The 23,871-nt window shown below is 64.0% G+C and carries 20 protein-coding genes and 1 pseudogene; 8 read left to right on the forward strand and 13 right to left on the reverse strand.

The window, feature by feature from the left end; translation table 11 throughout:
* Positions 1-28 precede the first annotated feature (28 nt).
* Positions 29-2,040 (forward strand): annotated as a pseudogene (locus tag ACM62G_RS08565) (pilus assembly protein TadG-related protein).
* On the opposite strand, the gene ACM62G_RS08570 reads toward ACM62G_RS08565, so the two are convergent.
* Together ACM62G_RS08570 and ACM62G_RS08575 are read right to left on the reverse strand one after the other, a co-directional pair.
* A complete protein-coding gene (locus tag ACM62G_RS08570) occupies positions 2,029-4,782 on the reverse strand; it encodes a PAS domain-containing sensor histidine kinase (protein WP_419737001.1) in 2,754 nt (917 codons plus the stop codon). The pseudogene ACM62G_RS08565 and the gene ACM62G_RS08570 overlap by 12 nt on opposite strands.
* Positions 4,779-5,225 (reverse strand): TadE/TadG family type IV pilus assembly protein, encoded by a 447-nt coding sequence (locus ACM62G_RS08575; protein ID WP_273822269.1) that lies wholly within the window; start codon positions 5,223-5,225, stop codon positions 4,779-4,781. The genes ACM62G_RS08570 and ACM62G_RS08575 overlap by 4 nt, the downstream gene beginning before the upstream one ends.
* Positions 5,226-5,300: 75 nt before the next feature.
* On the opposite strand from ACM62G_RS08575, the gene ACM62G_RS08580 reads away from it, so the two are divergent.
* The gene (locus ACM62G_RS08580) at positions 5,301-5,771 is read left to right on the forward strand and encodes an A24 family peptidase (RefSeq protein ID WP_054060087.1); all 471 of its coding nucleotides are present in this window, start codon (positions 5,301-5,303) and stop codon (positions 5,769-5,771) included.
* A gap of 111 nt (positions 5,772-5,882) precedes the next feature.
* A complete protein-coding gene (locus ACM62G_RS08585) occupies positions 5,883-6,668 on the forward strand; it encodes a response regulator transcription factor (protein WP_419737002.1) in 786 nt (261 codons plus the stop codon).
* A gap of 6 nt (positions 6,669-6,674) precedes the next feature.
* Here the strand turns inward: ACM62G_RS08585 and ACM62G_RS08590 are convergent, their stop codons facing one another.
* From ACM62G_RS08590 to cpaB, 5 genes are all read right to left on the reverse strand, one after another.
* The gene (locus tag ACM62G_RS08590) at positions 6,675-7,565 is read right to left on the reverse strand and encodes a type II secretion system F family protein (protein ID WP_273822266.1); all 891 of its coding nucleotides are present in this window, start codon (positions 7,563-7,565) and stop codon (positions 6,675-6,677) included.
* 1 nt (position 7,566) lies between these two features.
* Entirely contained in the window at positions 7,567-8,463 is an 897-nt protein-coding gene (locus ACM62G_RS08595) for a type II secretion system F family protein (protein WP_054060084.1), read from the reverse strand.
* 12 nt (positions 8,464-8,475) lie between these two features.
* Positions 8,476-9,750, reverse strand: a complete 1,275-nt coding sequence (locus ACM62G_RS08600; RefSeq protein WP_054060083.1) for a CpaF family protein — start codon at positions 9,748-9,750, stop codon at positions 8,476-8,478.
* Positions 9,750-10,937, reverse strand: coding sequence for an AAA family ATPase (locus ACM62G_RS08605; protein WP_054060082.1), 1,188 nt, complete (start codon positions 10,935-10,937; stop codon positions 9,750-9,752). Before ACM62G_RS08605 ends, ACM62G_RS08600 begins: the two co-directional genes overlap by 1 nt.
* Before the next feature lie 104 nt (positions 10,938-11,041).
* Positions 11,042-11,968 carry a Flp pilus assembly protein CpaB gene (gene cpaB / locus ACM62G_RS08610; protein ID WP_419737003.1) on the reverse strand — a complete coding sequence of 309 codons (927 nt, stop codon included), beginning with the start codon at positions 11,966-11,968 and terminating at the stop codon, positions 11,042-11,044.
* A 304-nt stretch (positions 11,969-12,272) separates the two neighbouring features.
* Between cpaB and ACM62G_RS08615 the strand changes: the two genes are divergently transcribed.
* From ACM62G_RS08615 to ACM62G_RS08630, 4 genes are all read left to right on the forward strand, one after another.
* Entirely contained in the window at positions 12,273-12,464 is a 192-nt protein-coding gene (locus tag ACM62G_RS08615) for a Flp family type IVb pilin (RefSeq protein ID WP_054060080.1), read from the forward strand.
* A 68-nt stretch (positions 12,465-12,532) separates the two neighbouring features.
* Positions 12,533-12,946, forward strand: a complete 414-nt coding sequence (locus ACM62G_RS08620) for a response regulator (protein WP_026007664.1) — start codon at positions 12,533-12,535, stop codon at positions 12,944-12,946.
* A gap of 196 nt (positions 12,947-13,142) precedes the next feature.
* On the forward strand, positions 13,143-13,436 hold the full coding sequence (locus tag ACM62G_RS08625; protein WP_054060079.1) for a hypothetical protein: 294 nt from the start codon (positions 13,143-13,145) through the stop codon (positions 13,434-13,436).
* A gap of 51 nt (positions 13,437-13,487) precedes the next feature.
* The gene (locus ACM62G_RS08630; protein WP_419737004.1) at positions 13,488-14,837 is read left to right on the forward strand and encodes an MATE family efflux transporter; all 1,350 of its coding nucleotides are present in this window, start codon (positions 13,488-13,490) and stop codon (positions 14,835-14,837) included.
* Here the strand turns inward: ACM62G_RS08630 and ACM62G_RS08635 are convergent, their stop codons facing one another.
* From ACM62G_RS08635 to ACM62G_RS08660, 6 genes are all read right to left on the reverse strand, one after another.
* Positions 14,838-15,617, reverse strand: coding sequence for a DUF4123 domain-containing protein (locus ACM62G_RS08635; protein ID WP_273822259.1), 780 nt, complete (start codon positions 15,615-15,617; stop codon positions 14,838-14,840).
* Positions 15,614-16,906, reverse strand: a complete 1,293-nt coding sequence (locus tag ACM62G_RS08640; RefSeq protein ID WP_419737005.1) for a contractile injection system protein, VgrG/Pvc8 family — start codon at positions 16,904-16,906, stop codon at positions 15,614-15,616. Before ACM62G_RS08640 ends, ACM62G_RS08635 begins: the two co-directional genes overlap by 4 nt.
* A gap of 250 nt (positions 16,907-17,156) precedes the next feature.
* Positions 17,157-19,070, reverse strand: a complete 1,914-nt coding sequence (gene speA, locus ACM62G_RS08645; protein WP_054062186.1) for an arginine decarboxylase — start codon at positions 19,068-19,070, stop codon at positions 17,157-17,159.
* A gap of 289 nt (positions 19,071-19,359) precedes the next feature.
* The gene (locus ACM62G_RS08650) at positions 19,360-19,731 is read right to left on the reverse strand and encodes a translation initiation factor Sui1 (RefSeq protein ID WP_017903778.1); all 372 of its coding nucleotides are present in this window, start codon (positions 19,729-19,731) and stop codon (positions 19,360-19,362) included.
* A gap of 173 nt (positions 19,732-19,904) precedes the next feature.
* Positions 19,905-20,450, reverse strand: coding sequence for an NUDIX hydrolase (locus ACM62G_RS08655; protein WP_054060073.1), 546 nt, complete (start codon positions 20,448-20,450; stop codon positions 19,905-19,907).
* A 3-nt stretch (positions 20,451-20,453) separates the two neighbouring features.
* Positions 20,454-21,521 carry a DUF2333 family protein gene (locus tag ACM62G_RS08660; protein ID WP_419737006.1) on the reverse strand — a complete coding sequence of 356 codons (1,068 nt, stop codon included), beginning with the start codon at positions 21,519-21,521 and terminating at the stop codon, positions 20,454-20,456.
* A gap of 325 nt (positions 21,522-21,846) precedes the next feature.
* Here ACM62G_RS08660 and ACM62G_RS08665 point away from each other — a divergent pair, with 325 nt between their 5' ends.
* On the forward strand, positions 21,847-23,508 hold the full coding sequence (locus tag ACM62G_RS08665) for a response regulator (RefSeq protein WP_054060072.1): 1,662 nt from the start codon (positions 21,847-21,849) through the stop codon (positions 23,506-23,508).
* Positions 23,509-23,871 lie beyond the last annotated feature (363 nt).

Consider the following 23,871-nt stretch of genomic DNA (forward strand, 5'->3'; position numbering starts at 1 on the left):
CGGCCACGCGCCGGCAAAGGAGTGCTCGATGTCTTTCCCCCGTCGCTCGCCGGTGTTTCGCGGCCCGTCGAAGCAGCGCGGCGCGATCGGCCTGATGGCCGCCCTGACGCTCGGCCTGGCGCTGCTGAGCATGGTGGTGGTGGTCGATAGCGGGCGACTGTACCTGGCGAAGCGCAGCTTGCAGCGGGTTGCCGATACGGCGGCGCTGGAGGCTGTCACTCGTGGCGGAAACTGCCAGGCAGGACTGAGCGCGGCCAGCTATGCCACGCAAAGCGCAACCCGTAACGGTTTTACTCCAGGCACCGGCCAGACCCTGAACGTCACCTGTGGCCGCATCGTGACCAGCGCCGCCAACCTGCGAACCTTCTCTGTCGACGCCACTCAATCCACGGCCATTCGCGTGATCGCCACCAACACCGTCACGACCAGTATCGCAGCGGGGATCCAGGCGCTGTTTGCAAAAGGAACAACCAGCACCACCACCCAGTTGACAGCAACCGCTGTCGCCGCCACGCCCCAACCGACCATTGCCCAACTGACGCTGCGCAGTTCACTGGGAACGGTCGATACCGCCAAGTCCAACCTGCTCAACCCCATCTTCTCCGGGCTGCTGGGGGCAGCGTGAGTCTGACTGCAGCCGGGTGGAATGGCCTGCTCGGCACCGATATCAACCTGCTCAGTTATCTGGACCAACTGGCAATCAGGCTGAATGTCGCGGCAGGCAACTACACGCAGTTGCTCAACACGACGGTGGCAGTGACCCAACTGGTCCAGGTGGCCGCAACCGTTGCCCAAATCAATGGCGCGAGCGCCGATGTCGTGACGGCGCTGGGCAATCTGCAAATCGCCGCGGCCAATACCACCCCGATCAGGGTTGGCGACCTGCTGCAATTGCAAACCGGCACGCCCTCGAGCGGGCTGAACGCCAACATCCAGTTATTCCAACTGATCCAGGGTTTCATCCAGCTCTCCAACAGTCAAAGTGCAGCAGCAGCGACGCTCCCGGTCAATGTGCTGGGGCTGGCGGGTGTGACACTGCAGGTGAAGGTCATACAGGCGCCACAACTGTCCGCGATGGGCGATCCGAAACTGGCCGTTGCCGGCGACACTAGACTGGGCCCCAACCGTATTTATGTACGTACAGCACAAGTCAGAACCTTCATATCCGTCAACCTGCCCGTACTGTCGGGTATAACCGGCCTGGCCAATGCGACCCTGGGACTTGTCGCCAATCTGACCCCCACCCTGAACGCGCTGCTGAGCCTGAACCTTGCCGCAACCATCAACTCGGCAAGCTGCCTGCTGGGAGCCGGCTGCATGCAGCTTAGCCCGCAGATACTCAACACCCCGCAAATCAACGTCAGCCTGGACACCGGAGGGGCCGAAAGCTATGTCACCGCCTATAGCTGCCCGGTGAACAATGCCGGTACAAAAAGCCTGACCGCTCGGACCACCACATCGATAGCCAGCCTGAAAGTGGGCCAGATAGACCCGACGAGTGCCTTCTCATCCTCGGCAGAACCTACCGTCGCCCCACTGCCGCTGATCGATCTGGGAACCTGGACATGTCACAAGATTCTCGGCGTAGGCAGTTGCGGCCCGGCCAGAAACGCATTTGCGGCGGGGGGCATAGGCCTCATGGTAAACACCAGCGTCGGACAAAATACCCAGGACCTGGTATTCGCCAGCGCCGCCTCACCCTATGCGACGCCTCCCAACCTCAATCTGCCGCCCAGCGTATTGGCCGCGACGCCGACTTCGAATGTGGTCGCCAGCCTGGCCAGTACCTTGTCGGGCATCAGCTTGAACGTCTACCAGCCGGTCAACAGCAATCCGCTGGGAAACATCGTCGCTGCCGCTGGCGGCCTGATCAGCGGCGTCAGCAGCCTGCTGACGCCCGTGATAACCGGCCTGCTCAGTCCATTGCTGGACCCCCTGGTCAATAATCTGCTGTCCGCCCTGGGCATCAACCTCAACCAGACCGACGTCGGCGCCAACCTCACCTGCGGCCAGACCGGCAAGGCCTACCTAGTGATCTAGCACCAGCGGCAACTCGACACAGAACCGGGCGCCATCGTCGCCGTTGCGCACGCTCATCCGCCCGCCCATGTTCTCGACGATGCCGTAGCTCACCGACAGCCCCAGGCCGGTACCGATGCCCACCGGCTTGGTGGTGAAGAACGGCTCGAAGATCCGCTCCAGCAGGCGCGGGTCGATGCCGCCGCCATTGTCCTCGACGATCAGCCGTACCGAACGCTCGTCACGCTCGGCGGTGACCGAGATCCAGGGTTCGAAGTCGCGCTGCTTCTCGCGCTTGCTCAGCAGCGCATCCCGGGCATTGACCATCAGGTTGATCAGCACCTGCTCCAACTGGTCGACAAAACCCCGCACCTGTACCTCGAACTCGATCGGTGGCACGCGCAACTGCACGCCCTTGCCCTTCATGCCTTCGCTGAGCAGCGACAGGGTGCCCTCCACCGCCTGGGCCGGGTTGAACGGCGCGGCCTCGATCTCCGACCGACGGCCGAACACCCGCATGTGATCGACCACCCGCGCCGCCCGCTGGACCTGGGCATCGATGCGGTTGAGCTTGTCCTGCAGATAGTCGATCTGCACATCGCCATTGCCCAGGCGCTTGAGCACGTTGACGATGGCCATGCGCATGACGTTCAGCGGCTGGTTGATTTCATGGGCCAGGCCCGTGGCCATCTCGCCAAGGGTGGCCATTTTCGCACTCTGGGTCAGCTGTTGCTGGGAACGGCGCACCTCGGTGTTGTCGCGGCCGACGGCCTGGATCTCCTGCAGGCGACCCTGCGCATCGAACAGGCCACGGTCCGACCAGACCCACCAGGCATGCTCGCGGCCGGGCAATTGCAGACTGATCTCGGCCGTGCTGACCGGCAGCTCGGGCGTCAGTTGTTCCAGGCGTCGAACGAATGCCGCATGCTGCTCCGGCGACATCCAGTTGCCCAGGTTCATCCCCGGCAACTGCTCCGGCGCGTATTCCAGATACTTCGCCAGCGGCTGGTTGCCGAAAATCAGGGTCAGGTCCGGCCGATAGCGGCAAATCATCGCCGGCGAGTCCTCCACCAGGACCCGATAGCGCTCCTCGCTTTTTTCAATGCGTTCGGCGGCCAGGGTCGCCTCGGTGACGTCCATCCACAGCCCCACCGCCTCCACCGGCATCCCCAGGTCATCGCGCAACAACCGGGCCTCGTCGAGCAGCCAGTGGTAGTCGCCGCGCTGATCCTGGAGCCGGTAACGGCAACTGACATGGCCTTCGCGCAACAGTTGGCGGGTACGCTCGAAATAGCGGTCGCGGTCCTCGGGATGAATCCACTGCGCCAGGCCATCCCGGGTGCAATCGGCCAGGGTCCGGCCCAACAGGGGCAACAGGCTGTGGCTGAAGAACACGGGTATCAATGCCCCCTCGACGTAACGCTGGACATAGATCACCGCCGGTGAGCTGGCGATCAGGTTTTCCAGCCGCGCATGGGCAGCGGCAGCCGCCTGCTCCTGGTTCTTGACGTCGCTGATGTCGAGCATGAAGCCGACGATCCGTTGCGTCTCGCCGCTCCCCAGTGCCTGGCCCTGGAGCCGATACCAGCGCGGATTGTCCGCACTGTCGTCCTGGTACAGGCGCACGCAAAGCAGCATCGACCGGCCCTGGCGCAGATCATTCAGGCAACTGCCCAGTTCCTCGCGGTCCGCGGGATGGATCACCGCCAGCCAGTCTTCCATCGACAGCAGCGAGGTCGATTCGCCCAAGCCCAATGTCTGGGCCAGGGGGGCCGCCAATTGCAACTCGTCCCTGGCCGGCGACCATTCCCACCAGCCCGTGCCCAGCAGTTCCTGGAGGCTCTCCAGGCGTTCCTGCTGCTGCAGATGCAACTGCTGACGGCGCCGGCCCAGTAAGGGTGCGGCCAGGGCTGCCGTCAGTTGCAGCCAGTCCTGGTCGCTGAGCTGCGGTGCGCGTTGCCGCACCGGATAGAACCCGCACAGCAGCCAGGCGGCGACGCCATGCTCATCGTGAAAGGGCACCAGCAGACCATCGGCATTGCCCATCACGCCCAGCAGGCGCGGGTACTCGCTGAGGCCGTCACGCACGTCCAGACGCAGCGGCGCGGTGCCGTTCAGGCTGTCCAGGCCGGTGCCCAGGGTCTGGCCTTCGTGCCAGAGCGGCGGGGCGTCATGGGCCCGGTAGTGGCTGTGCACCTGCCACTGCTGCCCGGGCCCATCGAGCAGGGCCAGGGCCAGACAGGGAATATGCCAAAGCTGGGCCAGGGCCTGCAGTTGCTCGGCCAGCACCTGGGGCAGGCGCGCCACGCTGCACAGGCGCAACTGTTCGCTCACGCGGGCGGCGAAGTGCTGCAGGTACTCACGATTCTCCGCGGCCTGGTGGTCCTTGAGCAGATCACCGACATCCAGCGCCTGCAACAGCCAGCCGCCCTGATGGGGCTGGAGCCAGCCACGGGTGTGCACGACCTGTCCGGCCAGGCCGTTGAAGTCCAGGTCGAGGATATGCCCGAGCCAGTCCGCCGGCAGCCCTTCGACCGACAGGTGGCTGGACACCCTCAGCAGCTCCCGCAGGGGATAGCTTGCTGCCTGAGGCAGTGCCGCCAAGCCATGTCGCAGCGGCCCGGCAACCTCCAGTACGCGGCCGTCGCCATCGAGGCGGATCCGCAATTCGGCCGCCGAGGTCGACGGTTCGGGCGCAGGAGCGAGCGCGGGCTCCGCCGCCCGGCCGAGCAGACGACCCAACAGCCGATCCCCGGAACTCAAAACTGCATGCTCGCGCTGGCCTTGAGATTGGCTGGCAGGTTGGGCACCGTGCCGATCCCGGGCAGCACCAGGAACGGCAGCACGCTGCGCAAGCGGGAGGTCGGATACTGGATACTGACCGTCAGCAGGCCCCCCGTATAGGTGGCGGTGATATCGCTGGACGCATTGAAACTCAGCGTCGCCGGAATCCATTGCAGGCGTTGGGCCGCCGCCGCTGTCGCCGTGCTCTTGAGCAGCGTGGCGTAGTTGTTGCCGCTGGCCACCGGGTCAACCTGGGCGCCCTGCCGCACGCCCTCGGCGGTCGCGGCATTGAAGGACTGCACCATGAGCATCGGCAGGCTGTAGCTGACCAGGCCATAGAGCACCGCGAAGAAGATCACGAAGACCAGCGCGAACTCGATGGCGGCAGCGCCTTTTTGCTTTCCGGGGAGGCCTGGGATCATGACTGCGTCTACCCTGACAACTGCACGTTGCTATCAGCATAGAATCATTCATCGGAAAAGGACGTTTTTTAGCCGATGCACAGCCTCATCCTGCTTCTGTGGTTCACACTCTGCGCGGCACAGGACCTGCGCCAGCGGGAAATCGCCAACAGCCTGACCCTGGGGGGCTCGGCACTGGCGCTGTTCTATCTGCTCTGGAGTGGCACTACCTGGCTGGGGGCCTCGGCAGAGCAAGGTGGCTGGGCCTTTCTGCTGGCCCTGTTGCTGACCCTGCCCGGCTACGTCACGGCACGCCTGGGAGCCGGCGACGTCAAGCTGCTGATCGCCCTGGCCCTGGCCAGCGACAGCCGCTACCTGCTCGGGACGGTCATCGGCGCCGGCGTCGCCAGCCTGCTCTGGCTCTGGCTGGGCCCGCGGCTCTGGCCACTGCTGGGCAAGCCGCTGAAGCGGATGCTGCACAACCTCGAGCCGGGAACCTCGGACAAACAGCCGTTCGCGCCTTTCCTGTGGGTCGGCCTGCTGTGCATGACCACCAGCCTCCATTAGGGGCCGCAGTGTACAGCGGGCGAAAGTGCGTCTACTTTTATCTCAGGCCCCCAGGCTGCGCGCATGGGCGGGGAACTCGTGGTCATTGGCTTGCAAAGCATGGAGTAGCGCGTGAACAGGCTTGTCTCTGAGATGAAGGTGCTGGTGGTCGATGACGAACCGCTGATCGTGGAAGAACTCTGCGAATTTCTTGAAAAAAGCGGCTATCGCTGCGTGCCCGCCCTGACCAGCCAAGTGGCCATCGACCGTTTCAGGGAAGACTCCGGGATCGCCCTGGTGCTGTGCGACCTGCATCTGCCCGACCTCGATGGCGTCGAGCTGGTGCATGAGCTGCAGCGCCTGGCCGGCAAGCGCCGGATCTTCGAGTCGATCATGCTGACCGGGCGCGCCGACAAGCAGGACGTGATCAAGGCCCTGCGCGCCGGGATCGCCGATTACTACCAGAAACCGGTGGACCTCGCGGAACTGCTCGAAGGCATTCAACGCCAGGAGGCGGTGATCGCCGAACGCCTGCACCATGAAAGTCTGGGTCACCTGAATCAGAAGCTGCAATTTCTCGCCGAGTCCATCGATGACCTCTATCACGACCTGGACAGTGTCCGACGCTCGCCCCAGGGGCGTCGCGAGGAGGCCGCCGAAGACGCATCGAACACGGCGCAGGGCCCGTCGGGTGCGCAGATCTTCAGCCAGTTGTCACCGCGCCAGATCGAGGTGGCGCGCCTGGTGGGCAAGGGCCAGACCAACTACCAGATCGCCTGCGAACTGGGCATCACCGAAAATACCGTAAAGCTCTATGTGTCACAGGTGCTGCGACTGACCCACATGCATAACCGCACGCAACTGGCCCTGGCACTGTCGCCCGCCGGGCCAAGGCAGCGGGATGCGGCGGCTCACTGAACCCGCCTAGGACGTGCCGAAGGCCTTGCTCAGGGCGGTAAAACCCGGGCCGGCGAGCACGATCAACAACGCCGGAAACAGAAACACCATCATCACCACCGACATCTTCGCCGACATCTTCGAGATGTACTCCTGCAAGCGGGTCAGGCGTCGGTCATCGAGCAGTTGCTTGAGCGCCAGCAACGACTTCATCGCTCCACCGCCCTGCTGGAGCAGTTGCTGGAGAATGACGCAAGTGTCGTCGAACTCGTCGACCGCCAGAAACCGCGCCATCTTGCCCAGTTCCTCGCTCAACTCCAGACCGGAATCGACCCTGGCCAGGACCAGTTGCAACTCGCCGCTCAGCACCGGCAGCAGTTGCCGGGATTCGCTGGCGAGCACCCGCAACGCCTGCTCCACAGCCATGCCCGACTCGAAGAGGATGCGCAACAGCGGAATGAAGGTCGAAACCTCGACAGTGACCTGCCGCTGTCGACGCGTGGCGGCCATGACCAACAGGCGCTTGGGCAGCAGATAGCCGGCGGCCAGCCCGAGGAACGGCGCGATCCAGGGTGATTCCAGCTCGGTAAAGAACAGCCCCTGTACCAGCAGGACGAGCACCAGCACCAGTATCGGCGTGCCGATCTGGCAGGCGGCGAACAACGAGCGCTGGTTCGCCTTGCGCCAACCGATACGGTTGAGCAGCACTTGGGTTTCGTTGTCGATACTCACCGAGCGCTGGCCGAAACGGGTTTCACCCAGAACACGCAGCCAATCGCTCAGCTTGTGTCGCTCACGCACCATGTGCCCCTGCAAACGCTCGGTCACCGCCCGTTCGCGCTGGCGCCTCTGCAGCCTGTCGCCGACGATCAGCACCAGGGCGGCGAGAAACAGCAGCACACTCATCAGCAGGGCCATGTCATACGCTCCGCAGCATGCGCCACAGCGCCAGGCAACCGAGCGCCTGCAGACCAAAGGAAAACAGCAGCATCCGCTGGCCGCTCGGATCCTGCCACATGTTCAGCAGATACCCCGGGTTGGTCACCATGAAGTAACCCGCCACGCTGATCGGCAGGAGCGCCAGGACCACCGCGGTCATGCGGGTCTCGCCGGTCATCGCGCGCAGTTGCCGCGCGGCCTGATCGCGCTCGCGGATCAGCTTCATCAGGTTTTCCAGCAGTTCGCTGGCATTGCCGCCGTAACGGTGGTTGACCTTCAGGCCAAGGGCCAGGAAGCGAAACTCCTCGCGCTCGTAGAACTCGGCGAAATCGCTGGCCGCCTCCGGCAGGCTGACGCCCAGTTCGACGTTACGCCGGATACGCGCCATGGACTCGCGCAGCGGATCGGCCGACGCCTCGATGCCACCGAGGATCGCATCGGCCAGGGTCCGCCCGGACTTCAGGCTGCGCACCGCATAGTCGAGCATCTGCGGCAATTGCTCGACCATCCGCCGCACCCGCCGCCGGTAACGCCAGCCCACGAACAGCCTCAGGCCTAGCGGCGGTATCAGCAATACCAGCACCAGACCGACCACCCCCACTGACAACCCTCCCAGGAAGACCAGCGCCATCCAGACGACCAGCCACAGGACCAGCCGCTCACCCGGACGATCCAGCCCGGCACGCAGGAACAGCCGGTCCAGATGGTTCCTCAGCGGGCCGGCGGGACTGGCGACAGTCACCAACTCCGGCTGCCCCTCGGTCAGACGGCTGAGCACCCGCTCGTTGCCGGTCTTGCGCATCGCCAGGTAGAACAGCCGCAGCGAGAGCCCGAGCAGCAGCAGGCAGGTGAGCCCAAGCAACAGCGGAGCGAACATGGCCAGACCTCCTCAATCGTCGAAACCCAGGTGCAACTCGCGCCGCAGCTTGTCGCCCGCCGGGTTGACGGCATCGCGCTGGAAACTGAAGCCGTTGCGGCGATCGAGCCGGAACAGGGTGTTGGTGACATAGATGTCATCGCGAACCCCGACCACCTCCACCACTTCGCTGACACAGCGACGGCCATCGGGCAGGCGGGTCAACTGGATCACCACGTCCAGCGCCGCGCAGATCATCTGGCGCAGGGTCTTCTCCGCCACCTGGCGTCCGGTCAGCCCCACCAGGGTTTCCAGGCGCAGCAGGGCGTCCTGGGCATTGTTGGCGTGCACCGTGCTCATCGAACCGTCGTGGCCGGTGTTCATCGCCGTCAGCACGTCGAGCACTTCCACGCCGCGAATCTCGCCGAGGATGATCCGATCCGGGCGCATCCGCAGGGCGTTGCGGATCAGGTCGCTGGACCTCACCTCGCCATGGCCCTCGGCGTTCGGCGGACGGGTCTCCAGGCGCACCACATGGGGATGGTTGAGTTGCAGTTCGGCGACGTCCTCGATGGTGACCAGGCGCTGGTGACGGTTGATCAACTGGCTGAGGATATTGAGCAGGGTGGTCTTGCCGGTGCCGGTGCCGCCACTGATCAGGATGTTGCAGCGCTTGCCCACGGCGTCCTGGAAGAATTCGAGAATGGCCTGGTCGATGGTCTGCATCGCCACCAGATCGTTGCTCTTGAGCATGTCCTTGCGAAACTTGCGGATCGACAGGCAAGGACCGTCCAGGGCGATCGGCGGAATGATCGCGTTGACCCGGCTGCCATCGGGCATCCGTGCGTCGACCATCGGTGACGACTCGTCCAGGCGTCGACCGAGGGGCGCGAGGATCCGCTGGATGACCCGTTCCACGTGGTGGTCGTCGATAAAACGCAGGTCGCTCTGGTGCAACAGGCCATCGCGTTCGAGAAACACCCGATGCGGTCCGTTGACCAGAATCTCGGTGACCGCCGTGTCACGCAGCAGCACCTCCAGCGGACCGAAGCCGGTCAGTTCATCGACGATCTCCTCCGCCAGCCGCTCCATCTCGTAACGGGAAATCGCCAGGTGCAGGCGCGACACATACTCGCCGACCTTGTCGATGACGAACTGCGCCAGGACCTGGCGCGAGCCTTCCAGCAGGTTCTTCCCCGACTCCTCGATGGCATCGATGATGTAGCGATGCAAAACCAGCTTGAGCCCTTCATGATCGGTGTTGCCGGCCGCTCCACGGCTCTGGCCGCCGAACAGTTTCTCGCTCATCACTTATGCCCCCAGATCCGGTTGAGCCAGCCCTCGGCGGTCCTGGTACGGCCCTCGGAGCGCTTGGCCAGGTGCTCGCCCAGGGACTTGAGGCCCTGGGTCAGGGCTTCGCGCGGGGCCAGCTCGAACAGCGTCTGGCCCTGGTTCTTCGCATTCAGCCGCACCTCGACATTCAAGGGCAGTACCGACAGGACCGGCAGCCCGAACGTCTTGCCCAGGGTTTCGGAGTCCGGTGAAACATTCTTGAGATAACGGTCGACCAGCAGCCGCGCGTGGTCGAGCTTCATGCCCTTTTCCCGCCACAGGTTGAGGATCGTCAGGTTGCGTCGGCAATCGAGCACACTCTGGTCGGTGTACCAGAGCAGCTTGTCGCAGTGACTGACGAAAGTGCGCAGGGCCTCGCTGTCGGACTGTCCGGTGAGATTGACGATGATGTGCTGGAAGTGCTGGCGCAGGGCGCTGAGCAACATGTACAACTCGGCGGCGCTGGTGCGCTTGAGAGGCTCGTCGGCACTGGCATAGGCGAGGATGCGCAGCCCCTCTTCGGTGCGGGTGAAGGCACTGTCGATCATCGTCGAGTCCAGGCGGCGCAGGTGGCGCAGCGCGTCGCCAAAATGGAACGAGCTTTCCAGACCGAGCAACGCCAGGCTGTCGCCCCGGGGCAGGCCGAGGTCGAGCAGCAGGGTCTGTTGCCCGCTCTTCTGCACCACCAGGGCCAGGTGAGTGGACAACAGTGCCCCATCGGCATTGCCCTGGGCGCCGTACAGAACGGTGAAACCGCCCATCTGCGCACTCGGTGCCACCGCCGGCAGGCGCTTGCTCAGGCGTCGGACCAACCCGGCCACTTCGCTGGAGCGCGAGCCGTAGGCGACGAAGTCCCGGGCTCCGGCGCGCATTGCATTGAGCACCAGCTGGTTGTCCATGCCGTCGCCGAGGGCGACGATCGCCAGCATCGGCTTGGCCTCCAGCAACCCTTCGATCAGGGCGCTCTGGGCCACCAGGTTCTCCCGGTCGAGGCCGACGAAAATCAGCCCGGCAAAGGTGACGTCCACCAGCGACAGCAACTCGTCGAGACTGCCGCCGGCGCTGACCACCTGGCCCAACGGCGCCAGGGCGCCCTGCAGCCATTCCAGGTCGGTGGTATTGCGGGTGATTGCCAGGAAGGTCTGGCTCAGGCTCTGGCTCATTTCGATAATCCGCTACGTTGCACCGACAAACGCCACCGGAACAAGGCCCGGGCCACTCGTTTGACGCTCGACAGGGATCCACTCATCCGAAGTTTCCTTGCAGATCAGGGTGTTGATTGACTGACTTGGTTGCCACGGATCACCACGGCCCCCTGGCCACGCCCGCCGCTCTCGACAGCCGGGGGCTGGCCCCTGGGGGCCCCGGCCAGGGCCAACTGGTTGAACTGGAACAGCTCGGCGCTGGCCGCCTTGAGGTTGGCGGCACCGACCTTCTCCCCAGCCCAGTAGCGAGGCAACAGGTGCTCATCGGCACTGCGCACCGCCAGGCGCAGGGTGCCGACCTGGGTCGCCAGCATCAACCGGCTCAACAGCGGTTCGGGAACCGCCAGCACCACGGTACGGGCAGACGCGCGACGCAGTTCCTGATTGGCCCGCTCACTGGCACTGGCGCCCGACGCGGGCTTGCCATCATTGGTCAGGCCCAGTTGCTCGCCGACGCTGAGCAGACGCATCGCCGGAATCACCACCTGGGCCGACTGCTGCAGATTGCTGGCATCCTGGCGCAGGAACAGCAGCACATCGACATAGTCCCCGGGCGTCAATTGCCCGCCGGCCCCGATCACCTCGTCCACGGCCACTGCCAGTGCACGCTCGTCGGAACGGATCATGCGTGCCAGCGGGCCACCGGCCTGGAAACTCTCGTCACTGAGCCAGGTCCCGGCCTTCAGGGGCCGCCAGGGAATGCGGTCCACCGCTTCCTGCAACGAACCGAAGCTGCCGGGTGGGGCGATACGCAGGCGCTCGATCACCAGGTCGGCGGCCGTCAGGGGAACGAAGGGAGGGACATCGTGGGCCAGCACCACCACCGGCTGGCGCGCCGGTTCCTCGGCAGCGGCCGGGTTGTCCACAGGTGCGCTGACGGCCGGAACCACAGGTGCCGGCGGATGACTGAGCATCAGCCCCCAATATCCGACAACCAGCGCTGCGATCAACAAGATGGCCGCCAGCCCCATGGTCACTCGACTGTTCATGACGGCTCTCCCTTTCCGACTGCGCGACCCGCGAAACCCTCGCATTCAGGCAGCTATGAACATCAACTTTTTCGCTATTTGAAGGTAGTCCAGCTAGGACGAAATGCCATTACCCAACCGAAAATATCCGCAGATTAGAGAAAGGAAACCGACGTTTATTGACGCCAACCTTCGGACTAATACTTTGTGATTAATCCTTTCTTACAGTTGTTGCCCGCCGCTTTGTTGACGATGCTGTGATGGCATAGGGAAACCATGTCGTAAGGCGGCTGATACAGCGTTTAAAGACGTAAGGAGTTGTCAGATGATCCTTGATTTCATTACCAGGCTGTATGTTCAGGTTCAGCTTTTCATGAGTCGCAAGGAGGGTGCTTCGGGTATCGAATATGCGATTGTGGCGGCGATGGTGGCTGTCGTGATTGCAGGGCTGTCGACTGGAATCGGTGACAAGATCAAGACAGTTTTCACAAACCTGTCCTCAGGCTTGGGGACTTGAATTCAGCATTCTTTTCTACCTCGAAGAGGCGCTACACTCTCAAGACGAATCAGCCACAGGAATCGTTCATGACTTCCTCTGTTCCCCCACGCCAACAGCTCCTTCTAGTGGATGACGAAGAGGACGCACTCCTGGAGCTGGCCGAGTTGCTGGAAGGAGAAGGGTTCTCCTGCTTCACCGCGACCTCGGTCAAGCAGGCCCTGTTCCACCTGACCAAGCACCCCGACATCGCGCTGGTCATTACAGACCTGCGCATGCCCGAGGAAAGCGGCATGTCGCTGATCAAGCGGCTGCGCGAGCACACCTCACGCCAGCACCTGCCGGTGATCGTGACCTCCGGGCATGCCGACATGGACGATGTCAGCGACATGCTGCGCCTGCAGGTGCTGGACCTGTTCCGCAAACCCATCTATCACGTGCGCCTGCTGGAAACCCTCAACAATCTGTTCCCGCAGCCGCGGATCCATGTCGTGGGCTCCTGACAACCCGCGTTTGCGAGAGCGGGCCTGCCTGCGAAGAATGCCGCCTGGCCCGCCAGCCTGAAATGACCATCGCCGCTCCAGGGATCTCCCCCAGCGATCAGCCCCTGTTCTCGACACGCCATGCCAGCGGGAACCTTGCTGCCAGTTCCACAGCCAAAGGCTACAATCCGCGCCACACGCTCATCAGGGTATGCATATGCAGGTAGAAGGCTTTTTCGAGTGGCTGGGTCGGGTGCTCGGCTCGGTGATCCGCTTCATCGTCGATGGCCTGGGCGGACTGTTCAGCCTGCTGGCCAACGCCGGCGGCAACTTCATCGACGGCCTGGCCCGGGCCCTGGGCATGGACACCTCGCTGATCAGCATCCTGGCCCTGATCGTCGGCCTGATGTTCCTCTACTCGGCAGTCCGGGCCTTCATGCGCGCCTCGATCTTCCTCGGCATCATCTGGCTGCTGCTCGGGCTCTGGCTGCTGAGCTGGATCATTCACTGACGACCGCTGCGCGACCGACGGCTACAATGCGCGCTCTTGCGAGGAGCCTGCATGTCCACCCTGCTCACTGACTGGCGCGACCGCCCCACCCATCGGCGGGTTTGGGCGCTCGCCGCACCGATGATTCTGTCGAATATTTCCGTTCCACTGGTGGCGCTGGTCGACAGCACGGTGATCGGTCACCTGCCCCATGCTCACCAGTTGGGCGCCGTGGCGGTGGGGGCCAGCCTGTACATTTTCCTGGCCTGGGCCATGGGTTTCCTGCGCATGGGCTCTACCGGCTTCGCCGCCCAGGCCGCCGGACGCGGCGACGGGACCGCGCTGCGGCAGGTTCTCCTGCAGGGGCTGCTGCTGAGTCTGCTGCTGGCGCTGTTTCTCGGGGTCATCGCACTGCCCTTCAGCCATCTGGCGCTGCAAGTCATGCAACCCTCGGTCGAACTGCGGCAACTGACCCTGGACTTCTTCCATACCCGCCTGTTCGGGCTGCCGGCGGCACTGGCCAGCTACGCGCTGGTCGGCTGGTTCCTCGGCACCCAGAATGCCCGGGCGCCGCTGGCGATCCTGCTGACCACCAACCTGATGAACATCGCCCTGAACCTGTGGTTCGTACTCGGCCTGGAATGGGGCGTGGTCGGCACGGCGCGGGCGTCGGTCGTCGCCGAATGGAGCGGTGCCCTGCTCGGCCTGGCGCTGACCGGCGGCGCCCTGCGCAGCTACCCCGGCAAGCTGGCCTGGGCAGCCTTGGCCCTGTGGCGCAACTGGCGCCCCTTGCTGACCGTCAACCGCGATATCTTCATCCGCAGCATGGCCCTGCAATCGGTGTTTTTCCTGATCACGATACAAGGTGCCCGCCTGGGCGACGCCACCGTCGCCGCCAATGCCCTGCTGCTCAACGGCCTGCTGCTGACCGCGCACGCCCTCGATGGCCTGGCCCATGCGGTCGAAGCCCTGTGCGGGCACGCGATCGGTGCCGGGGATCGTCAGACCCTGCGTCGCTCGCTGGTCGTTGCCGCGGGTTGGTCACTGCTGGCCAGTCTCGGCTTCGCCTTGCTGTTCCTGCTCGGCGGACACCTGTTCATCACCCTGCAGACCGACATCCCCAGTGTGCGCGAAACCGCCTTTGGCTATCTGCCCTACCTGGCCGCGCTGCCGCTGGTCGCGGTCTGGAGTTATCTGCTGGACGGCTTGTTCATCGGTGCCACCCGCGCCCGTGAGATGCGCGACGCGATGCTCGCCAGCGTGCTGATCGCGTTGCCCTTCGCCTGGATCCTGAGCGGCTACGGCAATCACGGCCTGTGGATCGCGTTCCTGCTGTTCATGTCGCTGCGCAGCCTGACCCTGGGCGCTAGTGCCTGGAAACTGCAGCGGCGGGATCGCTGGTTCAACAGCCCGACGCACTAGTCAGCCCCGCGCCCGCATCCAGGCCTGGCGCAGATGCTCCAGGCGCTCGCCCGGCGTATCGCCCGGTAGGCCGGATGGAAATGGCGCCGCTGGATACTGCGCCCGCAACCATAGCCAGTCATCGAGGCTGGCACTGTCGCGAAAGCCCTGGGCGACGCCCTCCTGCAGATGACCCCAGGTCCTGGCGTAATCGTGGCCGCTGGCCCGGCTCCACTGGTAGGCATGCCGCTCCAGCAGACACACCTGCAGCCGCCGCTGCTGAGCGGCACTGAGGGGTTCCCCGGCGCCGAGGGCCGCCCCTTCCAACTGCGGATTGATCAACTGCTGCCAGCCGAGACAACCGGCAGCCTTGTCGGCCCAGGTGCCGCCGTACCAGTAGAGAAGACTGATCGGCCCAAGCCAACGGCTCAGTTCACGGCTATCGGCACCGTCGAAAAAATAGCTGGCGGTCTGCGGGTTGTAATAGCTGACCACGCCCTGACGCTCGCCGTCGAAGCGCACCACCAGCATCTGCCGCAAATGGGCCAACAGGACGGGGACGGGAACCCGGCTACGCAGAAACAGCCCACCCCAGGCCGTGGGCCGGGCCTGGCTCAGCGTCGCCAGCGGACAATCCGCCGCCAGTCGCAGCAGCCGCGGCCCCCAGTCACGCACACCGTGGAACGGCGTACCCTCGAACAACGGGTAGCTTTCGTAGTGCGCATAGCGCTCCCGCAAGGCCGCAACCAGGCCGGGTGCCGTGGGGATATCCAGCAGCAGCCATGTCGCATTCGTGTTCACGGCAGGCAACCCCGGCAACCGCAGGAAGCTGACCGGCTATCGCTTGCAGGGGGGCACAGCAATACCAGTGGATGCCCCATACCCAACAGTTCACATACCGGGTCACCGGCAGACTGCGCCTGCCACTGCCGGGTCTCGGCGCGCCCGACAATGTGCGGCCGGTCCGGGTCGCCATCGGCAAACCGCACCCAGAGCGGCGTCCCCACCTCCAGCCCTGCAACGAATGCATCGGCGTCGGCCATCGCCGAGCGGTCGAGCGGCAGGTGGCAGGTGCTCTGCCGGGCCCCCTCGCCCTGATAGAAGACCAGCAACTGCACGGCGAGCCGCACTTGCCCGTCCGGGCTGGCGCGCCTCTCGCCAGCGGCCAGCCGGGCCCGAAACAGGCCGGACAACCGCGGTTTCGGATAACGGCGGGAGGTGCGCAGTGCCACCTCCCAGGAGGTCGCGCTGAACAGGTTGCGGTAGAACAACCCCCAGGGTTCGCGCGGGCTGCTGTCGCCGCGATGCTCAAGCACCGTGATCAGCCACAGGCGGTTCCACGCCGCGCAGGGATGCCCGGACAGCGGCATAAAGGCTGCACAATGAAGCCCCGGCAAATCGCTTTCGCCCTGCGCCAACTCCTGGCCGCGCCCGCCACGGCGGGGCAGCCGCCCCGACAGGGCGACCTGGAAATCCTCGACCCCGGGTCCGTCATCCGGGCAGAAGCGCGCTTCCCGGGTCCGCCGCAAGGCACCCAGCCCATCGGTGAATACCAGGCGATGATGGTTCCGCGAGTGCTGGAAGTGAAAGTGGATGCCTTCCTCGGCACAGAGTCGCTGGACGAACTCCAGGTCGGATTCGTCGAACTGCACGCAATACGGTCGCGGGACACAACGCGCCTTGAGAGAGAAACGAAACGCGTCATCCCGCAGGCCGTGCTCACCCAGCACCTGGGCAATGATCCCCGGTACCGTGCGCTGCTGGAACAGGCGCCGACGCAGACGCTGCGCCAGCAGCCCCAGGCGCGGCCCGAGAAACAGCCGGCAGTGGCCCGGAGCCAGGCCGGAACAACGCAGGTTGACGCCCTGGATCTGTGCATGGATACCCTGATCGGCGGCCCCCAGGCACAGAAAACAACTGCGGTACATCAGCCTGCCCGGATCCGTTCCAATGGTCTCGTCGGGCACGTCCAGTTCGAAGGCGAACAGCTCGCTGACCGCCTCGCGACCGCTGAAGGAAGTGACAGCCAGAGGACGGGACAAGCCGGCAACATCCAGACGGAAAAACGGCTGGTTGGCTGGATCGAACATGGATATTCCTCTACATGGGCCCGACGTGGACCGGGGATTTTCGCCGAGGGAAAAGAGCGAGTAGAGGGGCAAACAGGCGTTAGAGAAATCACCTACACAAAACACGGAAGCGATGAAGCCATCACTTTGCCGTTAGGCAATAAAAAACCCACCGCAGAGGGTGGGTTTTCGAGATTCAGACCAAGCCTACACGATCAAAGGAAAAGCCCCTTATTGAAAGGGCTGGTTCCGAGGAACTATCGGCCTTGCCTCATGAGGACAGGTAAGACGAACGGGTCAGGCCCAGACGCAATGCATCGAGGAACTGGGTCCGCTCCTTGACGCTGATGCTGGCACTGGCGACCTTGTCGCGGTAGTGGGTCATCAGTTCCTCCGGCGACAGGTGCACATAACGCAGCATGTCCTCGATGGTATCGTGGGTTTCGATACCGGCGTGGTACACGCTGCCGTCGGCATTCTGGTAGATGTTCACCGAGTCGGTGTCACCGAACAGGTTGTGCATGTCGCCGAGAATTTCCTGGTAGGCACCGACCAGGAAGATCCCCAGCAGGTAGTCTTCGCCTTCGTTCACCGCGTGCACCGGCAGGCTGGTCTCGATGCTCTGCTCGTCGACGTACTGCTTGATCTTGCCGTCGGAGTCGCAGGTCAGGTCCTGCAGCACCGCACGCCGCAGCGGCTCCTCGTTCAGCCGATGCAGCGGCAGGATCGGCAACACCTGGCCGATGGCCCAGGTATCGGGCAGGCTCTGGAATACCGAGAAGTTGCAGATGTACTTGTCGGCGAGCTTGTCGTTGAGTTCGTCGAGCACCTGGCGGTGCGAACGCTGGCGGGCCTTCAGCGAGTTGTGCAGGCGCCGGCACACGGCGAAGTAGCACTGCTCGGCCAGGGCCTTTTCGGCCAGGGTCAGCTTGCCATCGGCGTACTGGGTGGCCACGTCGCTCATGTAGTGGGTGGCGCGCCAGTAGGTTTCGGTGACCATCTCGATATCGGTCGGGCCCAGCAATTCCACCAGCCACTGCACGGTTTCCGGCAGGTTTTGCGGATTCTCGATGTGCGGCACGTCGTCGTTGTGTTTCTCGACGTCGGTCACCTGCACCACCAGCATCGCGTGGTGGGCGGTCAGCGACCGGCCACTCTCGGAGAAGATGTTCGGATGCGGCAGGTTCTGCGCGTCGCAGAACTCCTTGAGCATGCCGACCACGACACCGGCGTAGTCATCCATGTCGTAGTTGATCGAACTGGCGTTACGCGAGTGGGTACCGTCGTAGTCGACCCCCAGGCCGCCACCGACGTCGATGTGATCCACCGGCAGGCCGAGGTTGCGCAGCTCGCCATAGTAGCGGATCGCTTCCTTGAAGCCGTACTGGTAGTCGGCCAGGTTGGCAATCTGCGAACCCATGTGGAAGTGCAGCAGGCGGATGCCCTGGTCGAGGCCGGCCGTGCGGAAACGCTCGACCACCGACAGCAGTTGCGCCGCCGACAGGCCGAACTTGGATTTCTCGCCACCGGTATCGGCCCACTTGCTCGACGCCAGGGACGACAGGCGCACCCGCAGGCCGACCTGGGGCTTGACCTTGAGGGAGGCGGCCTCCTCGATCACCAGTTCCACCTCGGACTCTTTCTCGATCACGATGAACACGTTGTGACCGAGCTTCTGGCCCATCAGCGCCAGGCGAATGAACTCGCGGTCCTTGTAGCCGTTGCAGACGATGGTGCCGCCTTTCGGCGCCAGCGCCAGCACCGCCAGCAGCTCGGGCTTGGAGCCGGCTTCCAGGCCGATCGAGACGTTCTGGGTGGCGATGATGTTCTCGATCACCGCTTCCTGCTGGTTGACCTTGATCGGATACAGCGCGGTGTACTTGCTCTGGTATTCCAGGCGCGCGATGTTCGCGTCGAACGCGCCGGTCAGTTGGCGGACGCGGTCCTGCAGGATATCCGGGAAGCGCACCAGCAGGGGCAGGGACAAGCCGCTCTTGCGCAGCTCGTCGACCTGTTCGAAGAGATCGATGGGCGAACTGTTCGGGCCGTTCGGACGAACCTCTACGCGACCGGCATCATTGATCGCGAAATATCCGGCCCCCCAATGGCGAATCCCGTAAACACTGCGGCTGTCCGCAACTGTCCATTGGCTGCCATCGTCTTTGCGTGTGCGTCGTACGGACATCGAAGTCCCCTATAGAAGAAGTCAGGTAGCGCCGCCTGGACCCAGGCTGTGCGCAGTCTAAAGAATGAAAATGACGATTCGCCTGCATCCGTGTGAGACCACGGATACAGCTCCGAGTTTAGGCTCTGTACGCTATGTATCCGCGCTCGCCCAGGCTGCGTTGAAAACATTTCGTACAGCCCCCAAGAGGCTGTGCGGGAACAGGCTCTGTGAAAACCATGGGCGCGACTGCCAGGCCGGGTTCATCCGGGCTGGCGGGTCGACTGCACGGTGGTTTTCACAGAAGCTGCTAGCCGCCGGACTTCTTCGCCTTGAAACCGTGTTTGACCAGCTCGCCCAGCAGCAACTCGACATGGTCGCCCTGGATCTCGATGACGCCGTCTTTCAGGGCGCCACCGGTACCACAGCGTTTCTTCAAGGTACTGGCCAGTTCCTTGAGGGCGTCTTCGGCCAGGGGCACGCCGGTGATCGTCGTCACCGTCTTGCCGCCACGGCCCTTGCTTTCGCGGCGCACGCGGGCAATACCGTCGCCTTCGGGGATACGGGTCTGTTTGCAGGTACAGGCGGCCACCGGCTGGCTACAGTCGGGGCAATGTCGGCCTGCGTCGGTGGAAAACACCAGGCCGCCGAGAGCGGCGAAGGATGCGGCTTTTTTGGCCACCGGCAATCCTCTTGGGAGGACGAAAGACTGGTCGAAAGCCATGACGGGCGACGACCGCGAAGCCCCACTCAGGCAGGGGCAGCGCTACTCAAGGCGGCCAGGCCGCTTGAGCTTGAAAAGTCGCGCAGTGTAACGGCAAAAGGCCGATGACCCAAGAGCCAATCGGCGCCATTTCATGAAGGTTTTGCGACGCCCTGCAAATAGCGCTTCAGGGCCGCCAGGGAGTCCGGGCAGTAGGGCTTGCGCGCGCTTTCCTCCACGGCGGTATCCACCGCGACGAAACGCGCCTCCAGCACTTCTTCCGGCTGCAGGCGCAAGGGCCCGTCCCAGACGGCACTGAACACCGCGCACCAGAGCCGGTTGCCCGGCTGGTCGAAGAAGAAACGCTCGTGGGCGGTCAAGGGTACGCCACTGACGCCCAGTTCCTCCTCCAGCTCGCGGGCGGCCGACTCGGCGTAGCTTTCATCGGCCTGGACCATGCCGCCGGCCGCCACGTCCCAGTAGCCGGGATAGATGGCCTTGCTCAGGGTCCGCCGATGCACGCACAGCTCACCGGCCGAATTGAACAGCAGGATGTAGGTGCCACGTCCGATCAGGCCGCGCTCACGCAACTCGGCGCGGGCGAGGCTGCCTTGCAGGCGATCGTCGTCGTCGACCCAGGCGATCAGCTCGGCATCGGAGGCGGCGCGATGCGCCACCTCGTTCGGGGAGACATTCATCGATCAACCCTGGTTGAGCAGTTGGCGCAGGTCGATCACCGCGGCGTTGGCCCGCGAAATGTAGTTGGCCATGACCAGCGAGTGGTTGGCCAGGACGCCGAAGCCGCTGCCGTTGAGGATCATCGGGCTCCAGACCGGCTCCTGCGAGGCTTCCAGCTCGCGGATGATCTGCCGCACGCTGACCGTCGCATTCTTCTTCGCCAGCACGTCGGCGAAGTCGACCTCGATCGCCCGCAGCAGGTGCGACAGCGCCCAGGCCTGGCCACGGGCTTCGTAGAACACGTTGTCGATCTGCAGCCACGGCGTCTCGACCACTTCTTCGTCAACCTGCGGCACCTGGCCCGGGGCCACGCTTTCGGTTTTCAGCGCGGAGTTCAGCTTGACCCGCCCGACACTGGCCGACAGGCGCTGGGACAGCGAGCCCAGGCGCGTGGCGACATCGCCGAGCCAGTTGTTCAGGTTGTCGGCACGGGCGTAGAACAGCGCGTTGTTCTGGTTCGGGTCGGACAGCCGGGCCTGGTAGCGATCCAGGGAGTTGATGCCCTCCTGGTACTCCGCCTCACTGGACGGCAGCATCCAGCTGCGGTTGTCGAAGTTGAAGCGCGGCTCGGCCTTGGCCAGGTTGGCGTCTTCGGCCGACTGCGACTGCGAGCGGGCGAAATCCTTGCGCAGGGCGCGAGTCAGGTCGCGCACCTGGACCAGCACGCCGTATTCCCAGCTGGGAATGTTGTCCAGCCAGACACCTGGCGGGAAACGATCGTTGGAGAGATAGCCACCCGGCTTGTTCAGCAGGGTACCGACCACCGTCTTGAGGGTCTCGACCGTGGTATAACCGACGACCATCTTGCGCCCCTGCTTCTCGGCGGCCATCTGCGCGTTCTGCTGGACGGGAAACAGCGCCGGCTCCTGGCTCCAGTACCAGCCGAGCAGAATCGTCACCACCAGGTACAACCCGACCAGGGTTGCCAGGGCACGACTGAACAGCAGGCCGGCAAAATAGCCGCGGGGTGCCGGCGAGGGTTCTGCAGCGCGTTCCGGCGCGCTGCCTGCGCGTTTTTTCCAGTCCAGCATGGCTCTATTCCTTTCGATCACTTGAGTTCATCGGTTGACCACAACCCTGGCCCATCGTGCCCTGTCCAACCGAATTCGCCTCAAGGCCGGCGTTCGTCGGGCAAGGCACGGCCGCGTTGCCATCCATCGCCCCACTATAAATCAAGCGGCTGCGGGACGCTTCATGCAAGCGCCGCCCAATTGACCATCTCCGTCACTCCGGACGCTGACCAGAGGGTCACGAAATGAATTCGAGAAGTTGACGCATGGCACATATACCGCGACCACAGAAGTGCTAGCATAGAGCCACTATTTCCTCCGCCGTTCGTCTAACCAGTAGCCCGATATGAGCGAGCCAGAAGACCCCAACCGCGAGCGCCTCAGGCAGCACTTTGCCCAGCGGGTCATTCACCAGGCCCGCCAGATCCTGGAGATATGGCAACGCCTGCAGCGCAGCGAATGGTCGAGCGGCGACATGTCCGAACTCAATGAGGCGAACCTGCGCCTGCTGCGTTTCGCCGAACGTTTCGAACAACCGGAACACGTCCAGCTGGCCCATGGCATCCATCGCTCGCTGGAGGCGGTCGACGCCAACCGTGGTCGTCTCAGCAGCGGCCTGATCACCGAACTCAATCGCCTGATGCAGCGCCTGTCGCGCACCGGCCTGCGCCATGGCGACCAGCTTGAGCACACCTTCCTGCCGCCGTTGCGCAAGCCGGTCTATGTGATGCTGCAGGATCACGAGCGCGCCGAGCGACTGGCCAAGCAACTGGAATTCTTCGGCCTCGGCGCCCAGGCGCTGGAAAATGTCGCGGCGTTTCGCTCGGCCATGGCCGAACGCCTGCCGGCCGCGATCGTCATGGACGTCGACTTCAGCGGCAGCGGCATGGGCCTGCACCTGGCGGCCGAAGCCCAGCTCGGTCTGGAACAGAAGCTGCCGCTGCTGTTTTTCAGCCTGCATGAAACCGACACACCCACCCGCCTGGCCGCCGTGCGCGCCGGTGGCCAGGAATTCCTCACCGGAACCCTGGAGGCTTCCAGCCTGCTGGAAAAGATCGAGGTGCTGACCTGCGTCGCCCAGTACGATCCGTACAAGGTGCTGATCATCGACGATTCACGCGCCCAGGCCCTGCACACCGAACGCCTGCTCAACAGCGCCGGCATCGTCACCCGGACCCTGATCGACCCGATCCAGGCCATGGCCGAACTGGCGGACTTCCAGCCGGACCTGATCATCCTCGACATGTACATGCCGGCCTGCACCGGTACCGAACTGGCGAAGGTGATCCGCCACAACGACCGCTATGTCAGCGTGCCGATCATCTACCTGTCCGCCGAGGACGACCTGGACAAGCAGCTCGACGCCATGAGCGAAGGCGGCGACGACTTCCTGACCAAGCCGATCAAGCCCCGCCACCTGATCACCACCGTGCGCAACCGCGCGGCCCGGGCGCGCAACCTCAAGTCGCGGATGATCCGCGACAGCCTGACCGGCCTCTACAACCACACCCATATCCTGCAACTGCTCGAGGACTGCAGCTTCCGCGCCCGCCGCGAATGCAAGCCGCTGAGCTTCGCGATGCTCGACATCGATCACTTCAAGCGGGTCAACGACAGCCACGGCCATCCCATGGGCGACCGGGTGATCAAGAGCCTGGCGCTGTTTCTCAAGCAGCGCCTGCGCAAGACCGACTTCATCGGCCGCTATGGCGGCGAAGAGTTCGCCATCGTCATGCCCGATACCGACCTGGAATCGGCCTATAAGGTGCTCGAAGAAATCCGCCAGCGCTTCGCGGAAATCCATTACCCGGCCCAGCCGGAAGACCTGTGGTGCACCTTCAGCGCCGGCGTGGTCGAACTGCAGGAGGACAGCGACAGCCTGATCATGGCAAGCCAGGCCGATGAAGCCCTCTACCGGGCCAAGCATGCCGGGCGCAACCGGGTGCAGGTAGCGAGGCAAAGTGCCACTTTTTCATCGGATTCGACGGAGTCCGTCATAACGCTGTAATTAAACAGCAATAAATTCAGGCGCTTACCACTCTTGTCGTGGATAGGATCGAGAATGCGCCTGAAGTTGCTGACCAATCTCAACACCCTGCTGCTCGTTGCCGTCTGCCTGGCACTCGGGGCCACGCTCTGGTGGTCGCAGCGGGCGCTGGAGCGCCCCTATCAATTGATGGAACGTTATCTGGGCCTGTCGCAGCAGTTCCAGAACCAGGCCGCGCGTAATATCGAAGACTACCTGGGCAGCGGTGACGCCCTGCGCTTGAGCAGCGCCGGACAGTCCATCGAAGCGATGGACAAGGAAATCACCGCCCTGCCGCCGTCGATGACCGAAAGCCTGCGCGCCAGCCTGGCCGCCCTGAACGAC

It is taken from the genome of Pseudomonas sp. COR18 (assembly GCF_048568395.1).
GTDB classification, from domain to species: domain Bacteria; phylum Pseudomonadota; class Gammaproteobacteria; order Pseudomonadales; family Pseudomonadaceae; genus Aquipseudomonas; species Aquipseudomonas fuscovaginae_B.